This is a genomic window from Bacillus sp. FSL W8-0645 (assembly GCF_038007905.1).
Classification (GTDB): domain Bacteria; phylum Bacillota; class Bacilli; order Bacillales; family Bacillaceae; genus Bacillus; species Bacillus pumilus.
Genome location: NZ_JBBOYC010000001.1, coordinates 3,678,652 through 3,698,976, shown reverse-complemented (window position 1 = coordinate 3,698,976; position 20,325 = coordinate 3,678,652). Strand labels below are relative to the sequence as shown.

Annotated in this window: 20 protein-coding genes; 14 read left to right on the top strand and 6 right to left on the bottom strand. The window is 41.8% G+C overall.

Translation table 11 applies throughout. The features are described 5' to 3' along the window. Window positions 1–37: 37 nt before the first annotated feature. Together NST39_RS19175 and NST39_RS19170 are read right to left on the bottom strand one after the other, a co-directional pair. Window positions 38–1,021 (bottom strand): Gfo/Idh/MocA family protein, encoded by a 984-nt coding sequence (locus NST39_RS19175; protein ID WP_341029995.1) that lies wholly within the window; start codon window positions 1,019–1,021, stop codon window positions 38–40. A 144-nt stretch (window positions 1,022–1,165) separates the two neighbouring features. Continuing rightward, entirely contained in the window at window positions 1,166–1,525 is a 360-nt protein-coding gene (locus NST39_RS19170; RefSeq protein ID WP_044140352.1) for a MerR family transcriptional regulator, read from the bottom strand. A gap of 308 nt (window positions 1,526–1,833) precedes the next feature. On the opposite strand from NST39_RS19170, the gene yidA reads away from it, so the two are divergent. Next, the gene (gene yidA / locus NST39_RS19165) at window positions 1,834–2,646 is read left to right on the top strand and encodes a sugar-phosphatase (protein ID WP_003215147.1); all 813 of its coding nucleotides are present in this window, start codon (window positions 1,834–1,836) and stop codon (window positions 2,644–2,646) included. 36 nt (window positions 2,647–2,682) lie between these two features. Here yidA and NST39_RS19160 read toward each other — a convergent pair whose 3' ends face one another. Continuing rightward, a complete protein-coding gene (locus tag NST39_RS19160) occupies window positions 2,683–3,690 on the bottom strand; it encodes a helix-turn-helix transcriptional regulator (RefSeq protein WP_126741006.1) in 1,008 nt (335 codons plus the stop codon). A gap of 129 nt (window positions 3,691–3,819) precedes the next feature. Here NST39_RS19160 and NST39_RS19155 point away from each other — a divergent pair, with 129 nt between their 5' ends. Further along, complete coding sequence (locus NST39_RS19155) at window positions 3,820–4,527, top strand: class I SAM-dependent methyltransferase (protein WP_319610081.1); 708 nt, start codon at window positions 3,820–3,822, stop codon at window positions 4,525–4,527. Continuing rightward, window positions 4,524–5,621 (top strand): saccharopine dehydrogenase family protein, encoded by a 1,098-nt coding sequence (locus tag NST39_RS19150; protein ID WP_113767914.1) that lies wholly within the window; start codon window positions 4,524–4,526, stop codon window positions 5,619–5,621. The genes NST39_RS19155 and NST39_RS19150 overlap by 4 nt, the downstream gene beginning before the upstream one ends. An 80-nt stretch (window positions 5,622–5,701) precedes the next feature. On the opposite strand, the gene NST39_RS19145 is transcribed toward NST39_RS19150, so the two are convergent. Beyond that, window positions 5,702–7,522: an acyltransferase family protein gene (locus NST39_RS19145; RefSeq protein ID WP_065099226.1), complete on the bottom strand. Its 1,821-nt coding sequence runs from the start codon at window positions 7,520–7,522 to the stop codon at window positions 5,702–5,704. A gap of 241 nt (window positions 7,523–7,763) precedes the next feature. On the opposite strand from NST39_RS19145, the gene NST39_RS19140 reads away from it, so the two are divergent. From NST39_RS19140 to NST39_RS19105, 8 genes are all read left to right on the top strand, one after another. Beyond that, entirely contained in the window at window positions 7,764–8,639 is an 876-nt protein-coding gene (locus NST39_RS19140) for an aldose 1-epimerase family protein (RefSeq protein ID WP_217012566.1), read from the top strand. A 60-nt stretch (window positions 8,640–8,699) separates the two neighbouring features. Beyond that, the gene (locus NST39_RS19135; RefSeq protein ID WP_113767912.1) at window positions 8,700–9,644 is read left to right on the top strand and encodes a sugar-binding transcriptional regulator; all 945 of its coding nucleotides are present in this window, start codon (window positions 8,700–8,702) and stop codon (window positions 9,642–9,644) included. An 84-nt stretch (window positions 9,645–9,728) separates the two neighbouring features. Continuing rightward, the gene (deoC, locus tag NST39_RS19130; protein WP_044140345.1) at window positions 9,729–10,400 is read left to right on the top strand and encodes a deoxyribose-phosphate aldolase; all 672 of its coding nucleotides are present in this window, start codon (window positions 9,729–9,731) and stop codon (window positions 10,398–10,400) included. A 166-nt stretch (window positions 10,401–10,566) separates the two neighbouring features. After that, window positions 10,567–11,748 (top strand): NupC/NupG family nucleoside CNT transporter, encoded by a 1,182-nt coding sequence (locus tag NST39_RS19125; RefSeq protein ID WP_113767910.1) that lies wholly within the window; start codon window positions 10,567–10,569, stop codon window positions 11,746–11,748. Between the two features lie 25 nt (window positions 11,749–11,773). Continuing rightward, a complete protein-coding gene (locus NST39_RS19120) occupies window positions 11,774–13,075 on the top strand; it encodes a pyrimidine-nucleoside phosphorylase (RefSeq protein WP_044140343.1) in 1,302 nt (433 codons plus the stop codon). A 180-nt stretch (window positions 13,076–13,255) separates the two neighbouring features. Continuing rightward, window positions 13,256–13,699 (top strand): MarR family transcriptional regulator, encoded by a 444-nt coding sequence (locus NST39_RS19115; protein ID WP_044140342.1) that lies wholly within the window; start codon window positions 13,256–13,258, stop codon window positions 13,697–13,699. A 14-nt stretch (window positions 13,700–13,713) separates the two neighbouring features. Next, window positions 13,714–14,352 (top strand): nitroreductase family protein, encoded by a 639-nt coding sequence (locus NST39_RS19110; protein ID WP_341029844.1) that lies wholly within the window; start codon window positions 13,714–13,716, stop codon window positions 14,350–14,352. Window positions 14,353–14,377: 25 nt separating this feature from the next. Then, window positions 14,378–14,671, top strand: coding sequence for a putative quinol monooxygenase (locus tag NST39_RS19105; protein ID WP_217012563.1), 294 nt, complete (start codon window positions 14,378–14,380; stop codon window positions 14,669–14,671). A 265-nt stretch (window positions 14,672–14,936) separates the two neighbouring features. Here NST39_RS19105 and NST39_RS19100 read toward each other — a convergent pair whose 3' ends face one another. Continuing rightward, on the bottom strand, window positions 14,937–15,875 hold the full coding sequence (locus NST39_RS19100; RefSeq protein ID WP_217012562.1) for an MBL fold metallo-hydrolase: 939 nt from the start codon (window positions 15,873–15,875) through the stop codon (window positions 14,937–14,939). Between the two features lie 835 nt (window positions 15,876–16,710). On the opposite strand from NST39_RS19100, the gene NST39_RS19095 reads away from it, so the two are divergent. From NST39_RS19095 to NST39_RS19085, 3 genes are all read left to right on the top strand, one after another. Further along, a complete protein-coding gene (locus NST39_RS19095; RefSeq protein WP_185108126.1) occupies window positions 16,711–19,092 on the top strand; it encodes an immune inhibitor A domain-containing protein in 2,382 nt (793 codons plus the stop codon). A gap of 207 nt (window positions 19,093–19,299) precedes the next feature. Beyond that, window positions 19,300–19,554 carry an ORF6C domain-containing protein gene (locus tag NST39_RS19090; protein ID WP_034620285.1) on the top strand — a complete coding sequence of 85 codons (255 nt, stop codon included), beginning with the start codon at window positions 19,300–19,302 and terminating at the stop codon, window positions 19,552–19,554. Window positions 19,555–19,559: 5 nt separating this feature from the next. Further along, entirely contained in the window at window positions 19,560–19,931 is a 372-nt protein-coding gene (locus tag NST39_RS19085) for a DUF1304 domain-containing protein (protein WP_003215243.1), read from the top strand. Window positions 19,932–19,965: 34 nt separating this feature from the next. On the opposite strand, the gene NST39_RS19080 is transcribed toward NST39_RS19085, so the two are convergent. After that, a complete protein-coding gene (locus tag NST39_RS19080) occupies window positions 19,966–20,130 on the bottom strand; it encodes a hypothetical protein (protein ID WP_003214630.1) in 165 nt (54 codons plus the stop codon). Between the last annotated feature and the right edge of the window lie 195 nt (window positions 20,131–20,325).

The window sequence follows — 20,325 nt, the reverse complement described above, 5'->3', positions numbered from 1 at the left end:
TCAAAACCGCCCTCTCATAAGAAGGCGGTTTTTTTCATTAAAATTGATCTGCTGGGAAAACAATACCGGCATCTTTTCTTGCAGCATCAAGGACTTTCATGACGGAGAGACTTTCATCGAGCCATGCATAGCACTGTTCATGATTATTTGTTTCAATGATGTGTTGAAAAGCCTCTGCTTCATAAAATAGGCGGTTTGAATTTGTTTGTGCATTGAGTGATATCACGTGGTCATTCACGTGAAGCAGCACTTCCTCGCAGCCATTCGCTCCATTTTTCACATGAATGAAGCCCTTTTCTCCTTGAATCAATGCAAAATTCATGCTGCTTGTATCTTTACTGCCGACACTTGTCGCAATGAAATCATTGTAGGTGAAAGTCAAAACACCAGATGTATCGATGCCATTTAGGTGACGGTTTGCCTGGTAGCGAACCTGCTCCGGTGATCCGAAGAGATTCATGATGAAATGGACATTATAAATATTAATATCCATCAATGCTCCTCCTGAAAATTCAGGGTTAAAGACATTTGGCGTTTCGCCGGCTAGCAGCTGATTATATTTGCTTGAATATTGACTATAGTTGCATTGAACCAGTTTGATTTTACCTAATTGATGAAGGTGCTTTTTGATTAAATGATAGTTTGGCATATGAACGGTCGTAATGGCTTCAAAGAGGAGAAGCTGCTTTTCCTTTGCGAGAGCGATTAAGGCTTCCAGCTCTTTGACATTAGAGGTGAAAGGCTTTTCGCAAATCACATGTTTTCCGTTTCTTAATGCAGCCGTCGCATGCTCGCTATGTAATCGATTCGGTGATGCAATATAAACAGCTTCAATGTTTGGATCTTCTAGCATAGCCGTTAAATCTGTATAAGTTGTTTTTACATCAAATTGGTCTGCGAGCTTCTTTGCCGTTGCTTCCTTTCTTGAATAGACGGCATGACAAGAAGCGCCGTCAAGCTGTTCAATCGCTTGCAAGAAGCTTTCCACAATCACACCTGTTCCAATGGTTGCAATGTTCATTCTATTCAAAACCCCTTCCACTCGTTTGATATCAAGTAAAGCTGTCTCTAGTATAACTGATGTTTGAATCGCACGCGCACTTGAGACCTGGGCGTAGAGGGGCGCCAGTGGCAAACACTGGCACATCTTTGGCAACCCTTACAATTAGCTGATGTTTGCTATTGTTTGTTTTGTTAACAATTGAATGGCAGCTTTCCTCTTCTTTAACTCTTGAATGGAGTGTTGAATATCCTCAACTTTTTGTTCAAGCAGCTGTTCAGCTTCTGTCTTTGATTGTTTTTCAAATAGCGATTTAATAATTTCACGAATTTCTTTGAGTGAGAAATCTAGCTTTCTTGCTTCTGTGATAAAGGATAGCATGAGTACATATTTTTTATCATATAAACGATAGCCGTTATGTGCTCTCTTTGGTTCGGGGAGCACACCCTCATTTTCATAAAAACGAATGGTTTCAATATGCACACCAGACATTTTTGACAATTTACCTCTAGTAAACGTAAGCATTTCCTGCACCTCCTTTCTTTGCTATCCATCATACAATTAGATTTGCTAGTTTTAAAATATTCAGTGGTGAACATTTGTTATCATTTCCCCGTCGGAAAAGGGCAGAAACTCTATTTAAAGCAGGATAAATAGAATACGATATAATAGAGAAGGCATATGACAATTTTGTTACAGTGAGAACAAGTAGACAGCGTGATGAAAAAACGATAGGCTAAAATAGGTAAATAGTAATGATATAACCTGTCATCATATAGATGATGGCCTAAAATAGTGCAGCACGTTTTTTGCTGAGAAAAGGGGACCAGTGAATGTATAAATTAGTTGCAATTGATATGGATGGTACGTTATTAAATGATCAACATATGGTGCCGGATGAGGTGTTTGAAGCCATTCAACAGGCGAAAGCAGAGGGTGTTAAAATCGTATTATGTACAGGACGGCCTATTGGCGGAGTGAATCGCTATTTAGATGATCTTCAGCTCAATCAAGAGGGAGATTATGTGATTGCCTACAATGGGGCACTCGTCCAAAACAGTCACACAAATGAAGTAGTGTCAGAACTGACGTTATCCTATGAGGATTTAACTTCTTTATATAAGCTGAGCCGTGAGCTCGATACACCGATGCATTATTTCGATTCCGCTCATTTGTACACACCGAATCGTGATATTAGTGAGTACACAGTACTTGAATCTTATTTAACAAAGCTGCCGCTTAAATATTTACCTGTTGAAGAGGCAGATCCTTCAATGAGACTTCCGAAGATGATGTATATTGATCAGCCAGAACGGTTGGAAAAGACGATACAAGCCATTCCATCTGAAGTAAAAGACAAGTACATGATGGTGAAAAGTACAGATTTCTTCCTTGAGATCCTGCATCCTGAAGTCAGCAAAGGGAATGCCGTGAAGCTTCTAGCGAAAGAGCTGGGGATTGCTCGTGAAGAGGTCATGGCTATTGGTGACAATGGGAACGACGTATCGATGCTGGAATTTGCGGGCTGCGGCGTTGCCATGGGAAATGCCATTGATGATGTCAAAGCAGTAGCGGATGTTGTGACAAAATCCAATAATGAAGCCGGAGTAGCACATGTCCTGCATGAGTTAGTTTTAGGAAAATAAACAAAAAGCGGTCTACCACTGAGGTAGCCGCTTTTTTTATATGTGAGAGAAAAAGTAAACAAGCATCCGTCTGCTGCTCAAATTTGTCTTTTGCAGCATCGCCTTCACATGATCATGGACGGTATGGGTTGAAATAAATAAAGTACTGGCAATTTCCTTTGTAGACTGTCCTTTTAATAGGCAGTCGAGGACGTTCATCTCTCTTTCTGTCAGCTTGTATGTTTTTGCCGCATAAGGAAGAATATCATTGGTTTGGGCTCTCTTGATGTGAATCATGACAGCCTCTTCCTGACCGGCTGCCTGCGCTAATCGAAATGCTTGAAGAGAGAGGAACAGCCCCGTAGGCAATCTCGTCATGCTTGCCGCTGTTTGGTCGATGCCGCCGTATAAAAGTTTTGCCCCTAATGCTCTAAACGGGCGCGGCATAATCGCCCTGTCATGGATTTGTTCAAAGGCTTGAAACGTCTGAAGCCAATGAAGACCCGTCTCATTTCCATAAAGAAGGTTGTAATCGTGCGAGAGAATGAGGAAGCCTTGCTGCTCCGCCGCCGCGTCCTCTCCAGTATCTCTTTTCTTGAAAAGTTCATCTCTCAGCTTGGCTGCGAGTCTAGGCGTTTGTTCGATGACCGCTCTGATATCTTTTTCTTGAAAAGCTTCCTTGTCCTTTAGACGATAGAGGCTGGCAATACCCCAGCATTCTCCTTGAATCACAAGGGCTGCCCGCAATTCATCAGACCATCCTTTACGTAACAAAATGTCTTGGTAGCGCTCACTGTTGAGATATTCTCCGCTTTGGACCAGGCTCGCAGCATGAACAGGACCTTTGGCTAGAGACTCATGCTGATGCACGTCCTTTTTTAAGAACTCATTTTGAAACAGCTGGTCATGAATTTCTTCAATCGGTTCATCTGTGAAGGAACCTGTCGAGAGGAGAGTGGCTGGATCAATGGTCGTGATACAGGCGGCATCAAAATCAAGGACGGCAGCAAGCTCGTCCCGAATGTGTTGTCTCAGCTGCTGAAAATGAGTGGCTGGATTGGTCACATGATCTCCTCCTCAAAAATCCCCACTTTTAGGGATCGTGTTTTCTGGTGTCTCTTTTTACAATAAAGATGTCATACCGTTAGTGTACAGGAAACGATGTAAAGCGGAAAGGAACTGGAGGAGAAGGACATGAAAGGAAACAAGCATTGGCACGATCCCGTTGCTGAGTCATATACAGCGACGATTGCCTATAAAGTACCCGGCTATCAGCTATTGCATGAGTTGACAATAGACGTATTAGAAACTGAATTAATGGGAACGGCTCCCCGCATCCTGACTGTTGGAGCGGGCGGGGGCGAAGAGATCATCAACATGCTTCAAAGAAAAGAAGACTGGCTCATCACAGGGATCGATCCGTCACCTTCTATGCTGGACATGGCGAAACGGCGAGTTACACAGCTTGAGATGGAGTCGCGTGTCACATGGCATGAGACCTCATTAGATAAGGTTTCTGCTGAACCTGTTTACGATGCAGGGGTGAGCTTGCTTGTCATTCATTTTATAGAAAAGCGCCAGCTCTTTTTAGAAGAGATTGCCCGCAGGCTTCAACCAGATGCGCCGTTTATTTTGGCATTTATACATGGAGAGATGAAGTCCCAAGCATTTCAACAGGAGCTTCACATGCTTTCTCTTTTCATGCAACGGCAAGGTCTAGAAAAAGAAGTGTTTACGTCCTTTAAAAACAGGCTGGGGAGCGCGACACACCCTGTTCCCGAGGAAGAGATAAAAGAGCATTTAATCAAAGCAGGATTTGAAGACATCAGACCTTATTTTCAGGCAGGAATGATTAAGGGGCTTGTTTGCAAGCGAGGTCGTAGAGAGGCGGATGAGAAATGAGATCACAGGTGATGGTGATAGGCGGCTATGGACATGTTGGACAACAAATATGTCTTCAGCTAAGCGAAGTGTATCCAGGGCAAATTGTAGCGGCAGGCAGAAGCTATGAGAAGGCAGAGAAATTTTCACGCCAGACAAAAGGGAAAGTTCTTCCCTATCAATTAGATGTTAGTGAGCCGTTATTTTCGGACTGGATGGATCAAACAAAGCTGGTGATCATGTGCCTTGATCAAGAAGACCCGTCATTTGCTGAAACAGTTCTGCGGTCAGGTATTGATTATATCGATATCTCTGCGAAAGGGGCGTACATGGAACAGATGGCAAAGCTGGATCAGCAGTTCATCGGTGCAACGGCTTTACTCAGCGTTGGGCTTGCGCCTGGCCTTACGAATTTATTGGCAGCGAAAACAGTATCTATGCTCTCATCAGTGAATCAAATAGATATAGGGATTATGCTTGGATTGGGTGATCAGCATGGAAAAGCCGCCATTGAATGGACGCTTGACAATGTCCATACTGACTATGTGGTTACTGAGCATCATCAGCGTAAAAGAGTCAAAAGCTTTACTGGAGGCAAGCGTATAGATTTTGGTGTGCAACTTGGAAAGCGGCAAGCCTATCAGTTCCCCTTCTCTGATCAGCAGACATTGCCTTCGACGCTCAGCGTGCCTTCTGTGACAACAAGGCTTTGTTTTGATTCTCGCGCGGCAACGCGGGCGTTTGCCTTCACAAGGAGCCTTGGAATGACGTCCCTTCTCACTGTGCCGAAAATCAAGGAACGAGCCATTTCTATGATTCAATCTGCTCAAATGGGAACAGATCAATATGCAGTGAAAGTGGAGGCGACAGGAATGGAAGGGAACAAGATTCATCAAGCAGCGCTTGGAATAAAAGGGCATGATGAGTCTCAAGCAACAGCTCAAGTCGCCTCTGCTGCGGCACTGCTTTTATTGGGCAGGCGGTTTCAGACAGGTATGTTTCATATCGAACAATTATTTTCATTAGCATATGAGAATGGTGATTTTGCGTTGGTGGATCAAACAACGAAGGAAAAGCGTGTGTTAGCGCTGAAAGCCAGCCTTTTAACGGCATAAAAGAAGACTAGCAGGATGCTAGTCTTAGATTGTTGACAAAGTGCTAAAATGATGTTTATTTTAGCACTTTGTCTTCTTTTTTATGACGATGACACATCTCCTTTTTTCTTGATACTTGCTGTAATGAGCTGTGTCAATGTATCAGAGCCTTTTGTTGAAAGGTGAACACCATCAGGCTGAAAATAAGATGGCTGTCCGGTAGCGGCTGAATGCCAATCGACCAGGGTCACATTGGAATGTTGATCGGCCACTCGCTGAATGACTGCATTCACATCGCTTTCCCAAGACCTTGGGACTCTCGTGTTCACAAGGAAAATGTGCGCCTTTGAAAATTGCTGAATGAATGCTGTCAATGTGCCCTCAGTAAAATAGCCATTCGTGCCAAGTTCAATGATAACAGCGGCATCAGATTGATTAAATGAAGCATACTGAGGAGCGATGCTGACGGCTTCGTTCATTTGTCTGCCAACCTTTGCATCGATGGTGATTTGTGCATATGCCTTTTCAAGATTCGGTGCTATGTCCAGCATGACGGAATCACCAATAGCAAGAATTTGGTGGAACTGCTTCTGATCTGCTGCTTTCTTCTCGTGTTTTTCTTTCTTTTTTTTCGTTTTCGATTCCGTAGAGTCTCCTGCTTTTTTCGGTGCCGTCTTAATTTGTGTCACTTCCTTGGCATGTGGAGACGTATGGGACGAACTGGACATGCCAATGGTAAATAAGATTAAAAGAGCTGCAGTGATTCCAAGGAACACTTTATGAGACGTAGACCATTGTTTGAATCCCTTTTTCCAAATAGACCAAGAGGCAAAATATTGTGTGAAGCCAAGCCGGCGAATAGGCTGTTCGATGAAGCGGTAAGAGGCCTCTGCGATAAGTAAAATGGCAATGATCTGCAATGCGACACGCCCCATAGAAGGCTGTCCAATTTCAATGACAGGGGTGGTCAGCACGATGATGGGATAATGCCACAGGTAAATACCATAAGAACGCTTTCCAATCCAGACGAGCGGCTGATAGGAGAGCCATTTTCCCAATAGGCTTGCAGGGTGGCAGATGCATGCAATTAAAATCGCTGCATTAAGACAGAATAAAAGCATGCCGCCTTGATAGAGAAAGCCGTCAAATTCGTCCACTGCATAAACACATAGAAGAAAAACCGCAAAGGAACCAAAACCAGCGATATGTAAAATACGTCTGCCAACAGGAAGTAGTTTTTTGCTGGACAGTCTTTGCATGGGCCATACAAATGCTAGGCTGCACCCAATCAGAAGCGCAAATGCACGAGTATCTGTTCCATAATAAACCCTGCTTGGGTCCGTATCTGGTGAATAAAGAATTGCCATCCATAAGGCGGAGACAAGTGCAAGGCCAAAGGTGATCATTGGCAGATGGGATCTATTTTTCACCCATTTTAGCCCTGCAATCAATAGTACCGGCCAAATGATATAAAATTGCTCTTCTATCGCCAAAGACCACAAATTTTTCAGTGGAGATACAGCATTGAAGCTATCAAAATAAGAAAGCTGATGGAAAATATACCACCAGTTACTGACATAAAAAAAGGACGATAAGGCATCGCCGCGAATGGACAATAGTGCATTCGAACCCGCAATCGCACACCAGCTGACGGTTAAGAAAATCATCACGTAAGCAGCTGGAAGAAGCCTTCTGATCCGGCCCATCCAAAATGGTAAAAGCTCTTGATAACCCAAATCCTGCTTATGTAACAAGATCGTCGTAATCAAGTAACCAGAGATCACAAAAAACAAATCAACGCCAAGAAACCCGCCGCTCGCAGGTCCAATATGTAAGTGATAAGCAATGACCGCCAATACAGCAACGGCTCTTAGCCCATCTAATCCTAATATATAACGTAAACGATTCTCCTTGCTGTTCATGAAAATGAATCCCCCATTTATGTCAAAACGCTTCTTTTTTGTTGTCACTCCAAAAGAACAACGATTCTTTTATTTTATATAAGATTAGACGAATCAGCATCACATTTTGTTGGCGAATTTCTGTCTTTTTTTAAAATTTTTATATAAAGAAAGAATTGATGGTCAGGAGGGCTGCCTTATTTTTATACTCAAAACCAAAATCCCTGTCATAATAAAAGAAGATGGAAAGGGGATGTGTGAAATGAGAACGATTGAAAATGATCAGTTATTGATTCAGATCAATGAGAGAGGTGCCGAGGTCAGAGAGGTGCTTCACAAGGAAAGTGGACGTCAATATATGTGGTCTGGCGATCCTGCATACTGGGGCAGGGTGTCGCCTGTCTTATTCCCGATTGTTGGACGATTAAAGAATGACCAATACAAGATAGATGATCAAACCTATGAGCTCACGCAGCATGGATTCTTGCGTGATGTTGATTTTGATTTACATGAAGAAACGAAACATACAGTGACCTTTCAATATGAATCAAAAGGCCGCCACATCGAGCAGTATCCCTATGAATTTACCGCCCGTATTCGATACGAGCTGTCGGAAAATGGTCTGACGATTTCCTGGGAAATTGATTATGCCGGAGATGACACGATGTATTTCTCCATCGGAGGTCACCCCGCATTTCAAGTTCCGCTTGTTGAAGGAGAGCACACAGCGGATTATACCCTGACAGTGACGCCGTCTACTGAGCATCTTCCTGTCCAATATGAACTGAAAAATTCACTTATCAGGGAGAAAGAAAAAGGGATTCAGCTTGAAACGATTCAGCTTCGACCAGAGCTTTTTCAGCATGATGCGATGATCTTTAGTCATATCAATCGAGTGTCATTGACGTCTCAGGCAGGTCACGGGGTTGAGGTTGATCTCACTGGTTTTCCGTTCGTTGGCATTTGGTCACCTTATCATCAAGAAAAAGGTACGATGGCCCCTTTTGTTTGTATTGAGCCTTGGTACGGTATTGCCGATGTTGAAGGGACGAATGGGCAGTACAAGGAAAAGTTCGGTATTCAAACTTTAGAGAAGAATGAGACCTTCCAAGCCGCCTATACGATTTTTTTCAAATGAACATTTGTGCATGATAAGTTGAACAATTTGTTATGATAGAAGAAAAAAGGAGGCGTACGAATGGATCGGGAGAAACAACAACTGAGTATTGAAGCGGCAAGGCTGTATTATTTATCGGATTACAGCCAGCAGGAAATTGCCAAACAGCTCGACCTGTCGAGACCAACTGTATCTCGGCTGCTTCAATATGCGAAGGAGAAGGGGTACGTCCAGATAACGGTAATGGACCCGTTTGAAGACTTGAATGAGCTGTCTTCATTGCTCAAAGAAAAATATGACCTGCTCGAAGCTCATGTGGTGTTTTCGCCCAAAGATGATTATCCAACGATCACCGAATACTTGAGCCAATTTGGTGCCGAGTACTTGCAAGACACAGTGAAAGACGGTGATATTGTTGGTGTGAGCTGGGGAACCACCATGTATCAAATTGCTCAAAAGATGCAACCTAAACAGGTCAAAGGTGTAGAGGTTGTCCAGCTGAAGGGTGGGATTAGCCACTCCCATGTGAATACGTATTCTGCGGAAACCATCCAGCTGTTTGCTGAGGCCTTTCAAACCGCACCGCGCTATTTACCGCTTCCTGTTGTATTTGACAGTGCTGCCGTCAAGGAGATGGTCGAACAGGACAGACATATTCAGCGCATCATTGAAATGGGCAAACAGGCGAATATTGCTGTGTTCACTGTTGGAACGGTAAGAGATGAAGCCCTTTTGTTTAGACTTGGTTACTTCCGAGAAGAAGAAAAAGCACTGCTTAAGGCATCCAGTGTCGGAGACATCTGTTCGCGCTTTTATGATCAAGAAGGACGCATTTGCAGTGAAGCGATTAACAATCGTACAATCGGTGTGGAGCTTGATGATTTAAGAACAAAAGAACGCTCTATTCTTGTTGCTGGCGGACATCGCAAGGTTGCTTCTATCCACGGGGCACTTAGAGGGAAATATGCGAACGTATTGATCATTGATCAGCACACAGCAAGAGTTCTTTTAAATGTCACAAAATAAATGAACAAAATTTCATAACCGTGTTTACAAATGTTCATCGGTCATATATGATGAAAGTATCATAATTAAAAGGAAGTGTGAAGCATGACGATAGCAAACCTTATTGATCATACAGCACTAAAACCAGATACAACTAAAGCTGCGATTTTGCAGTTACTTGAAGAAGCGAAGACTCATCAATTTGCATCCGTTTGTGTCAATCCAACATGGGTGTCACTTGCAGCGAAAGAACTAGCAGGAACAGGCGTTGATGTATGTACTGTCATCGGTTTCCCGTTAGGTGCAAATACAACGGCGGTCAAGGCATTCGAAACAAAGAATGCGATTGAAAACGGAGCAACAGAAGTGGATACGGTCATCAATATTGCGGCACTGAAAGACGGCGAATATGATGCAGTTGAGCAAGATATTCGTGCAGTTGTAGACGAAGCAAAAGGGAAGGCACTTGTGAAAGTCATTATTGAAGCGTGCTTACTCACAGATGAAGAGAAAGTCAAAGCTTGTGAGCTTTCAGTGAAAGCTGGCGCTGATTTTGTGAAAACATCGACTGGATTTAGCACAGGCGGTGCAACTGCTGAGGACATCGCATTAATGCGTAAAACAGTAGGACCTGACATCGGTGTGAAAGCATCAGGCGGAGTGAGAACAAAAGAAGATGTTGAGGCAATGCTAGCTGCAGGCGCTACCCGTATTGGTGCGAGTGCAGGGGTGTCTATTATCAAAGGGGATCAATCAGCTCCTTCGAAAGACTATTAATTCATACGATCCTATGGTAGGATAACATTCGTGACTCATAAATGGTGAAAAAGTCATATGCGGAAGGATCTCACTTTTGGGAATTTCTTCCGCACTTTGTTTACGAAATAGGGTTTGTTCCATACAATCGCATTAATGTAAACGAATTCATTCGAGGAGGAAAAACATGAAATACGTGATTGGTATCATCGGTTTGCTGGTGATTCTCGCCATTGCATGGCTGGCTAGTAACGGGAAAAAACGAGTAAAATTCCGTCCAGTAATTGTCATGATTGTACTGCAATTTATTTTAGGTTATATTCTGCTCAATACAGGTGTTGGGAACTTCCTAGTCGGAGGTTTTGCAAAAGGATTCCAAATGCTTCTAGGCTATGCCGGTGAAGGAATCAACTTCGTATTTGGCGGGTTAATGAATGATAAGGCGTCAACTTTCTTCATCAATGTCTTACTGCCGATCGTTTTTATTTCGGCATTGATCGGTATCTTGCAGCATTGGCGTATCCTCCCGCTTATCGTACGCGGAATCGGGTATTTGCTTAGTAAAGTAAATGGAATGGGGAAACTAGAATCCTACAACGCAGTAGCGTCTGCGATTTTAGGTCAATCAGAAGTCTTTATTTCCATTAAGAAACAGCTCGGATTACTACCTAAGCAACGTCTTTATACATTGTGTGCATCTGCGATGTCAACAGTATCAATGTCTATTGTCGGTGCGTACATGCAAATGATTAAACCAGAGTATGTTGTAACAGCACTCGTGTTGAACCTATTTGGTGGGTTTATTATTGCGTCTATCATCAATCCTTATGAAGTGGCTAAGGACGAAGACATGATTGAAATTGTAGAAGAAGAAAAGCAATCCTTCTTTGAAATGCTTGGCGAATATATTATGGATGGTTTCAAAGTAGCGATTGTTGTCGCTGCGATGTTGATTGGTTTCGTTGCATTAATTGCGATGATTAATGGAATCTTTACAGCTGTCATCGGTGTTTCTTTCCAAGATGTACTTGGATATGTGTTTGCTCCATTTGCTTTCCTTATCGGTGTACCTTGGAGCGAAGCTGTACAAGCAGGAAGCATTATGGCAACGAAAATGGTATCTAACGAATTTGTGGCAATGCTTGCTCTAACTGGAGAAGGTTTGCATTTCACTGCTCGTACAGAAGCGATCATTTCTGTATTCCTTGTATCATTTGCGAACTTCTCTTCTATCGGTATCATTGCTGGAGCAGTCAAAGGCTTAAACGAAAAACAAGGGAACGTTGTCGCACGCTTTGGGTTAAAGCTTCTATTTGGTGCAACACTTGTCAGCTTCTTAACAGCAGGCATTGTCGGTTTGATTTACTAATATAAAAAAAGGAATGGTGAAAACAATGAGAATGGTAGATATCATTGCAAAAAAACGTGACGGAAAAGAATTATCTTCAGAGGAAATTTCTTTCTTTGTCAAAGAATATACGGACGGAACAATTCCTGACTACCAAGCAAGTGCCTTGGCTATGGCAATTTTCTTCCAAGATATGACGGATCAAGAACGTGCAGACTTAACGCTCGCTATGGCGAACTCGGGAGACACGATTGACCTCTCTGCCATTGAGGGTATTAAAGTAGACAAGCACTCAACAGGCGGTGTAGGCGATACAACAACGCTTGTACTCGCTCCTCTTGTGGCTGCACTTGATGTACCTGTTGCGAAAATGTCTGGCCGCGGCCTTGGACATACAGGCGGTACAGTGGACAAGCTTGAAGCGGTAAAAGGCTTCCACGTAGAAATTACAAAAGACGAATTCATCGAGCTTGTGAACCGTCATAAAGTAGCGGTCATTGGTCAATCAGGCAACCTGACACCAGCGGATAAAAAGCTTTATGCCCTTCGTGATGTGACAGGAACCGTTAACTCCATCCCGCTCATTGCAAGCTCTATTATGAGTAAGAAAATTGCTGCTGGCGCAGATGCGATCGTATTAGATGTGAAAACAGGTGCAGGTGCTTTCATGAAAACACCTGAAGACTCTGAGAAGCTTGCAAAAGCCATGGTCCGCATCGGAAACAACGTTGGCAGACAAACGATGGCTGTCATCTCTGATATGTCTCAGCCGCTAGGATTAGCGATTGGAAATTCCCTTGAAGTGAAAGAAGCGATTGATACGCTTAAAGGCGAAGGCCCTGAAGACTTAAACGAGCTTGTGCTCACTTTAGGAAGTCAAATGGTCGTTCTTGCGAAAAAAGCAGAAACGCTTGATGAAGCAAGAGAAAAGCTAATTGAAGTCATGAAAAACGGCAAAGCACTTGAGAAATTCAAAGAATTCTTAGAAAATCAAGGTGGAGACGGCTCGATTGTAGATCAACCAGAAAAACTGCCTCAAGCCCCTTACCAAATCGAAGTTCCTGCAAAAGAAGCAGGTGTGGTTGCTGAAATCGTCGCAGACGAGATCGGTGTTGCAGCGATGATTCTTGGAGCAGGACGTGCGACAAAAGAGGACGAGATCGACCTATCTGTCGGCATCATGCTGAACAAAAAAGTCGGCGATCGTGTTGAAAAAGGAGATTCACTCGTGACACTTCATGCAAATCGTGAAGACGTTGCAAATGTCGTGGAGAAAATTTATGACAACATCCGCATCGCAGATCATGCCGATGCACCAACTCTCATTCACACTGTGATCACAGAATAAAGAAAAAGGACAAAAGTGCTTCGCCGCTTTTGTCCTTTTTTTGTTCATTTCTTTTTCTATTGAGATAAAAAATTTCACTTTATGAAACAAACCTCTTGCAATCATTAAATAATGGGTGTATATTAGTTGACGAGTCAATGATTGATATATCAACTAATTGATCTGAATAGAAAAGAGGGGATGGCATTGACTGCATTTTGCTCTGAAGAAGCAGAGGTATTATACCGTTTGCAGTGTGTGAACCGTATGATGGGCGTGAAGTTCGAAGCATGCACGGGCATCAGCCAATCAAGACTAGAGTTGCTATCACTGTTATTCCAAGCAGACGAAATCAGCCAGTCAGATTTGCAGAAAAAAGTAAATATTGATAGTGCGGCTGTGACGCGTCACTTAAAACAGTTAGAAACAAAAGGAATGGTCACGCGCAGAAGAAAGCCAGAAGATAATCGAGTCACACTTGTTCGTCTGACAGAAGAAGGCAGAATAAGAATCGAAGCTTCTAAAAAAGAAAAAGAACGATTTATCTCAGAAATGCTTGAAAACGTAAGTGACGAAGAACGAAAGCTTCTCACTGATGTGCTCAACCGAATACAACAAAACATCGAAAAGATTCAAACAACCTAAAGGAGTGTTTCAACATGGCTACAACATTAAAAACAAACGATTTTATGGAAATTATGAAAGGACGCCGCTCCATTCGTAACTATGACCCAGCTGTGAAAATCAGCAAAGAAGAAATGGCAGAGATTTTAGAAGAAGCAACAACTGCACCATCATCAGTGAATGCACAACCTTGGCGCTTCATGGTCATTGACAGCCCAGAAGGAAAAGAAAAGCTTGCACCACTTGCAAAATTCAACCAAACTCAAGTGTCAACATCAGCAGCTGTCATTGCTGTATTTGCAGATATGAAAAGCAATGAATACTTAGATGAAATTTATTCAAAAGCAGTGGAGCAAGGCTACATGCCACAAGAAGTGAAAGAAAGACAAATTGCTGCACTAACTGCACACTTTGAGGTACTTCCAGAGCAAGTCAACCGCGAAACAATCTTAATTGACGGTGGAATTGTGTCTATGCAGCTTATGCTTGCAGCACGTGCACACGGCTATGATACAAATCCAATTGGCGGATTTGATAAAGAAGTCATCGCTGAAACATTTGGCTGGGATAAAGAACGTTATGTACCAGTGATGCTGTTATCAATTGGGAAAGCTGCTGACGAAGGTTATGCTTCTTACCGCTTACCGATTGAACGCATTACAGAGTGGAAATAATATCTTTTAAAAAGGAGACGATTAGATGATTATTATTCATGCAGGGATGACCATTCATCCAGAAAAAGAAATCGTATTTCTAGAAGAAATCAAAGCATTAATGAAAGCTTCACAAGCGGAAGAAGGCAATGTATCCTACAAGCTGTTCAAGGATACAGCTAAGGAAAATACCTTCTTAATGGTAGAAGTGTGGAAAGATGACGCTGCGGTTCAGAGCCATAATGCGAGTACACATTTCCAAGCTTTCGTAGCGAAGGCAAAAGAATTCTTAGCCGCTCCACTTGACGTTGTTGCCTTTCAAGGCCAGCAACTTTCATAGTAAAACAACAAACACCCTAGGCGTTCAGGACTGGACCCTATAAAGGGAGACAAATAAAAACACCTTTAAGTTGAAAATCGGGTATAGAATACCTGAAATCAATTTGGAGGTGTTTTTCTATGGGTTCAAGAGTTAGTTATTCACTTGAAGTGAAGATGAAATCAATTAAGGAGGTAAAATAATCAAGTCAAAATATTTCATCTAATCATTCAGGTGCTCCCATCTAAAATGAGAACACACTGAATGTTCAATCATATTTATGACATCACGGCCACTGTTGTTCGCCTTTCATGACTTTAGCACTCAATTCTAAGTCTCCAGTGTTCGTAAAGTTCGGATACTCTTTCTTCATTTCAGCAATCAATTGAGCTGAATTGTCTGCCCTCTTAGCTGCTGCTTCAAATTTTGTAATATAGTCACGGGTAAACACAACTGCTGATGTATCTTCAGCACTCTTACCTAGATAATGACCTGGAATCACACGTTCCGGCTTCAGATCAAGAATATGATTTAGAATTTCACGCCATTGATCACGACTTTTTTGAGATTGATTGTCTGCTGTCCAAACATATTCATTCTCATAAACAGGTACTCCACCTAGAACTGTTTTTTTCGATGGAACCCAAAGAAAAGTGTGAGATGGGTCTGGTCCGTCAAGTCCAATGATGTTGATGTTTTTTCCATCAACGGTCAGTTTATCTCCCTTTAAAACATCTGGAATAATCTGTGCTGTTGGTGCATTTTTCTTCAATATTGGATTCCAGTAATCATTTTTGGCCTGAATCGTTCTTTTAATTCCCTTAACAGTTTCAGGCGTTGCCACAATTTTCACATCAGGGAATGCTTCACGAATGGCAGAGAGACCAAAGTAATAATCTGGGTCTTTATGACTGACATAAACAGTTGTCAGTTTCTTCCCTGTATCGCGAATCATTTTTACTAACTTCTCTGCATTATCCTTTTCAAACTGGGCATCGACAAGAATGACTTCTTTCGGTCCTTCAATCAAGCTAGAAGTGACAGCAAAAACTCCTTTATCACCAGGGTTGAATGTTGTGATTTTAAGATTTACAGCTTGTTTGTCCGCTGTGTTTTTGTTATCGGTTGCTGTATTTTTTGTATCTTCATTGCTAGCACATGCGCTTAGCAATAACACGAAACAAAGACCTAAAGTAAATCCTATGACTGATTTTAATTTAAACATTAGATGATTCTCCTTTTTCATTTTTTACGAAGACCCTATATGTTATTAATGACTAAAAACACAGGTCTTATGTATGAGTGTAGCCAACACATAAATAAATATTTCTTTAGCGAATTAATTGGATATTGTTCAATCATTAACCTCCCCGAAACAAAGTGAATATTTGATTCATGCTGGATAGCCTTAGAAAGAAGATGTAACGAACTTAGTTACACCCAGATGAGATGTAACCATTATAGTTACATCTTTTGGTTGATGTCAATAGAAAAAAATTTGAGAGTTTCAACAAAATTCACCCTAATCTGCCTTTTTAACGATCTGTTTTACATGTAGAAAATCAATTGAAACGGGATTCTTCTACGACAAATCCATAAAAAAGAGTGACCGATATTACGTATTTGCCATTTGGTCAAAAAATGTTTTATCTACCCACCATAAAAGATTTAGTCACTTATACGATTGGTTAATCAAGGAGCAGTCTCACTTCATATGCTGAACAAAACGACATTAAGGAAAAAGGCATTGTCATGAGCGTGTCCCATAAGTGTATGCCCGATCGAATTCTTCCACTCCAGTTTGAAATTAGAAAGTCACCGAAAAAGTTTCGGCAACTGGCTGTTTCATTAAGGTGTTTTGATCCATGTATCAAAAACGGGTGTCAGTCCCCCGTTCATCACCCAGGGTTCTTTTATTTTCGACACCTTGTTCCGGCCATTTTATTCCCGTATTGTGCATTTTCCACAAAGTTTCTGAAAATAAAATGTTTTTCGACTTAAGTATATTGGAATATGCTAGAATGAGATATTATTTATTACCAAATTAGGGAGGAACCAAAATGAAAAAAGGGAAATGGACGAGCATAGCACTAACAGCTGTCCTCGGTTTAGGCACATTGACAGCTTTCAGCACCCCTCTATCTGCCCACACTACAGAAAAGTCAACATCCTCAGACGGCGGTCATTATTCAGGTATTCCATTCGATGCAAGTGTTGTGAATGAAGACCGTCTCATCAAAGCCTTGAAAAAACAAGGAAAGATCAAAAAGAATGCCAATGAAGCAGAAACCCAAAAAGCATTAAAGAAATATCTAAAGAAAAAAGAAGAATCTGCTATGAAACAAAGTGCAAGCACCTTAACAGAAGAGCCTGAATTTCTGAAAGAATACAAACAAGAGGTACATAACAAATTAGCCAAAAAGAAAAAGTTAAAGAAGCATAAAGGAAAAGAAGGCAATCATGTAAAACCGGTCAAAAAGGAAAAGTATAAAGGCGATGTTCGCAATGATAAGGTATTGGTTTTATTAGTAGATTTTAAAGATTATAAGCATAATAGTATTAAAAAAGAAGAGACTGATATGTACTATGACAAGTACGATCAGCAGCACTATCAAGACATGCTTTTCGGAAAAAATGGCTACATCGGTCCAGATGGGAAACGAAAAGTATCCATGAAGCAATATTATGAAAAACAGTCTGGCGGCAGTTACACGATCAGTGGAACGGTTGCTGGCTGGTATACAGCGAAGCATGAAGCAGCCTATTATGGCGGGAACGTACCTGATGAATCAGGCAGTGACGGCAGACCGCGTGAATTGGTGAAAGAAGCACTCGAAGCAGCAGCAAAGGACCCGAACATTGATCTTGGTGAATATGATCAATGGGACCGCTATGATATGGATGGGGACGGCGTTTATAACGAACCAGACGGCATCATTGACCATTTGATGGTCGTTCATGCTGGCGTAGGTGAAGAAGCTGGCGGCGGACAGCTTGGCTCTAATGCAATTTGGTCGCACCGCTGGTCACTTGGTGATGTATTTGAAATTCCAAACACTGAATCTGAAGTCGGACAAGGCGGGAAATTAGGCGCGTTAGATTACACGATTGAGCCTGAAGATGGCGCGGCAGGCGTATTTACACATGAATTCGGACATGATCTCGGTCTTCCTGATGAGTACGATACACAGTACACAGGTGGAGGCGAGCCCGTATCCTACTGGTCCATCATGTCAAGCGGAAGCTGGGCAGGTAAAGTCCCTGGAACGGAACCAACAGGCTTTAGTCCATATGCGAAAGAAATGCTTCAAAACTTACATGGCGGTAACTGGCTTACTGGACAAACTATTGATGGTAAAACATTAAAGAAAAGCAAAACAGTGCTGATTGATGAAGCAGCAACAAAAGGAACGAACCATGATGCGGTTCGAGTGGATTTACCAGATAAAGAGATTGTGGTTACAAAACCTGCTCAAGGACAAAATGCGTACTTTAGCGGAACGGGTGACAATTTAAATGCGACCATGACGACAACAGGTATCGATTTGTCGAAAGGGAGCAAAGCAGAGCTGACATTTAAAGCATGGTACGATATCGAAGAGGATTATGATTATGCGTATGTAGAAGTTCGTGAAACAGGAACCGATCAGTGGAAGACCATTGCTGGTAACATCACGAACGATCGAAATGAAGCTGGAGCGAACGAAGGCAATGGAATTGACGGAAAATCAGACGGATGGGTAGATGCAGCCTTTGATCTTTCTGCTTATGCAGGGAAGAAAATTGACCTGCAATTCCGCTATACAACCGATGCAGGCTATTCACTGCCAGGCTTATTTGTAGATGATTTAAACATCACTGCAGATGGAACGAAAGTATGGTCAGATGATGCCGAGGGCACGTCTACTTTCACCTTTAACGGATTCTCGAAATCGAATGGAAAACAATATGCAGCACAATACTATTTACTAGAGTGGCGCTCATATGCTGACGTCGATAAAGGGTTAAAGCATATCAAACGCGGGGCAAGCCTCATGAGCTATAATAACGGTTTGGTCGTGTGGTATGTCGATCAATCCTACGGTGATAACTGGGTAGGAAAACACCCAGGGAACGGTTTCCTTGGGGTAGTAGATGCGGATCAGCAAGTATTGAAGTGGAGTGACGGCTCCATTGCAGCCACAGGTTTCCAAGTACATGATGCAGCATTTTCTTTGAATCCAAGTACGAAGCTCAATATTGATTATACAGCGACAACTGGCTTAACGTTGGTAGATCGCTATATTCGCCCGACTCGTACATTTAGTGATAAAAAGAATTATGTGAATCCAAATAATCCAGATGCAGGGCGTGATGTCCCAACATACGGTCTATCCTTTAAAGTTGTTGGACAAAGTAAGGATCGTTCTGTTGGAAAGGTATTAATTTCTAAAAGTAACTAAACAGAAAGCCGGATTCTACCATTGAATCCGGCTTTTTGATATGGTAATAAACTGTTTTTGATGAAAAGGACGGCTTTTTGGTCGAATGTCTGTTCTTTTTTATTTTGATATCCGAATGAAATCATTATATAATAGAGATTGGAAGGTTTTTCTTTCATACATGGTTCTTTTTAGCTGTTATAACAAAGGAAAGGATGAGCGTTACCAATGAGTTGTGTCACTGCTAAGCAATTAAAGGTGATAAGAGGGACGATGCAGACTTTTTGCAGCCATTTCGAGTATGATGGTCACGGTAAGCTTCATATCAATACCATCATGGCTTTTATTAAAAAGGAGTTTGGTGTGAGAAAAATGAAAGACATTCCACAAAGCCGCTTTACTGAAGCGCTTGAATTAATACAAGACTTTGATTTATACACGGATAAAATAGAGATTCGTGATCGTCTATCAGAAAGGAATTAACTAAATTGAATATTTTAGCAATAATACTAGTAGGAATTGTCGCATTAGAACACCTTGTCATTATGTTATTAGAAATGTTTTTTATGGAATCAAAGATGGCAAAGAGATCCTTTAAGCTGCCAGAACACTTGCAAAAGGATCCAAATGTAAAAGTGATGTTTGCCAATCAAGGGCTTTATAACGGGTTTTTAGCTGCAGGACTGATTTGGGGGCTCATTCTTGGATCGAATACTGTTGGATATATGATTCAGCTATTTTTCATTCTTTGCGTGATCATCGCTGCGGTATTTGGCGGTGTGACCTCTAATAAATCAATCATCGTCAAGCAAGGAGTACCAGCGCTTCTTGCATTAATTGCGCTTATCCTGGCAATTTAACCGTAAATAAAGTCGCCCGAGTAAAGGGCGGCTTTTATCTTTTTCGAAGACCCATTAGACGAATAATGGATGTCAGACATAGTGCAACGGCAACAGCCAAAATAATTTTTCCATACATGACCCCTGTTAAGTTCATCAAAAAGACGGCCAATATGATACAGAGCGTGATGATGATCATCACAATCGAATAGGTTTTCATCTCTTTTCCACTCCTTTAAAAGTCCCCTCACATCCGTGAGGTCTATCCACCTTACCTCATATGATATCACTCAATGACAATTTTACATGAAATTCCCTACCAATAGAATGTCACATATTGATTAGATTTGATGACATGCCATATTTTTTAGAAAATCGGGTATACCATAAAGAGTTGCATCGAAGTTCAATTGCT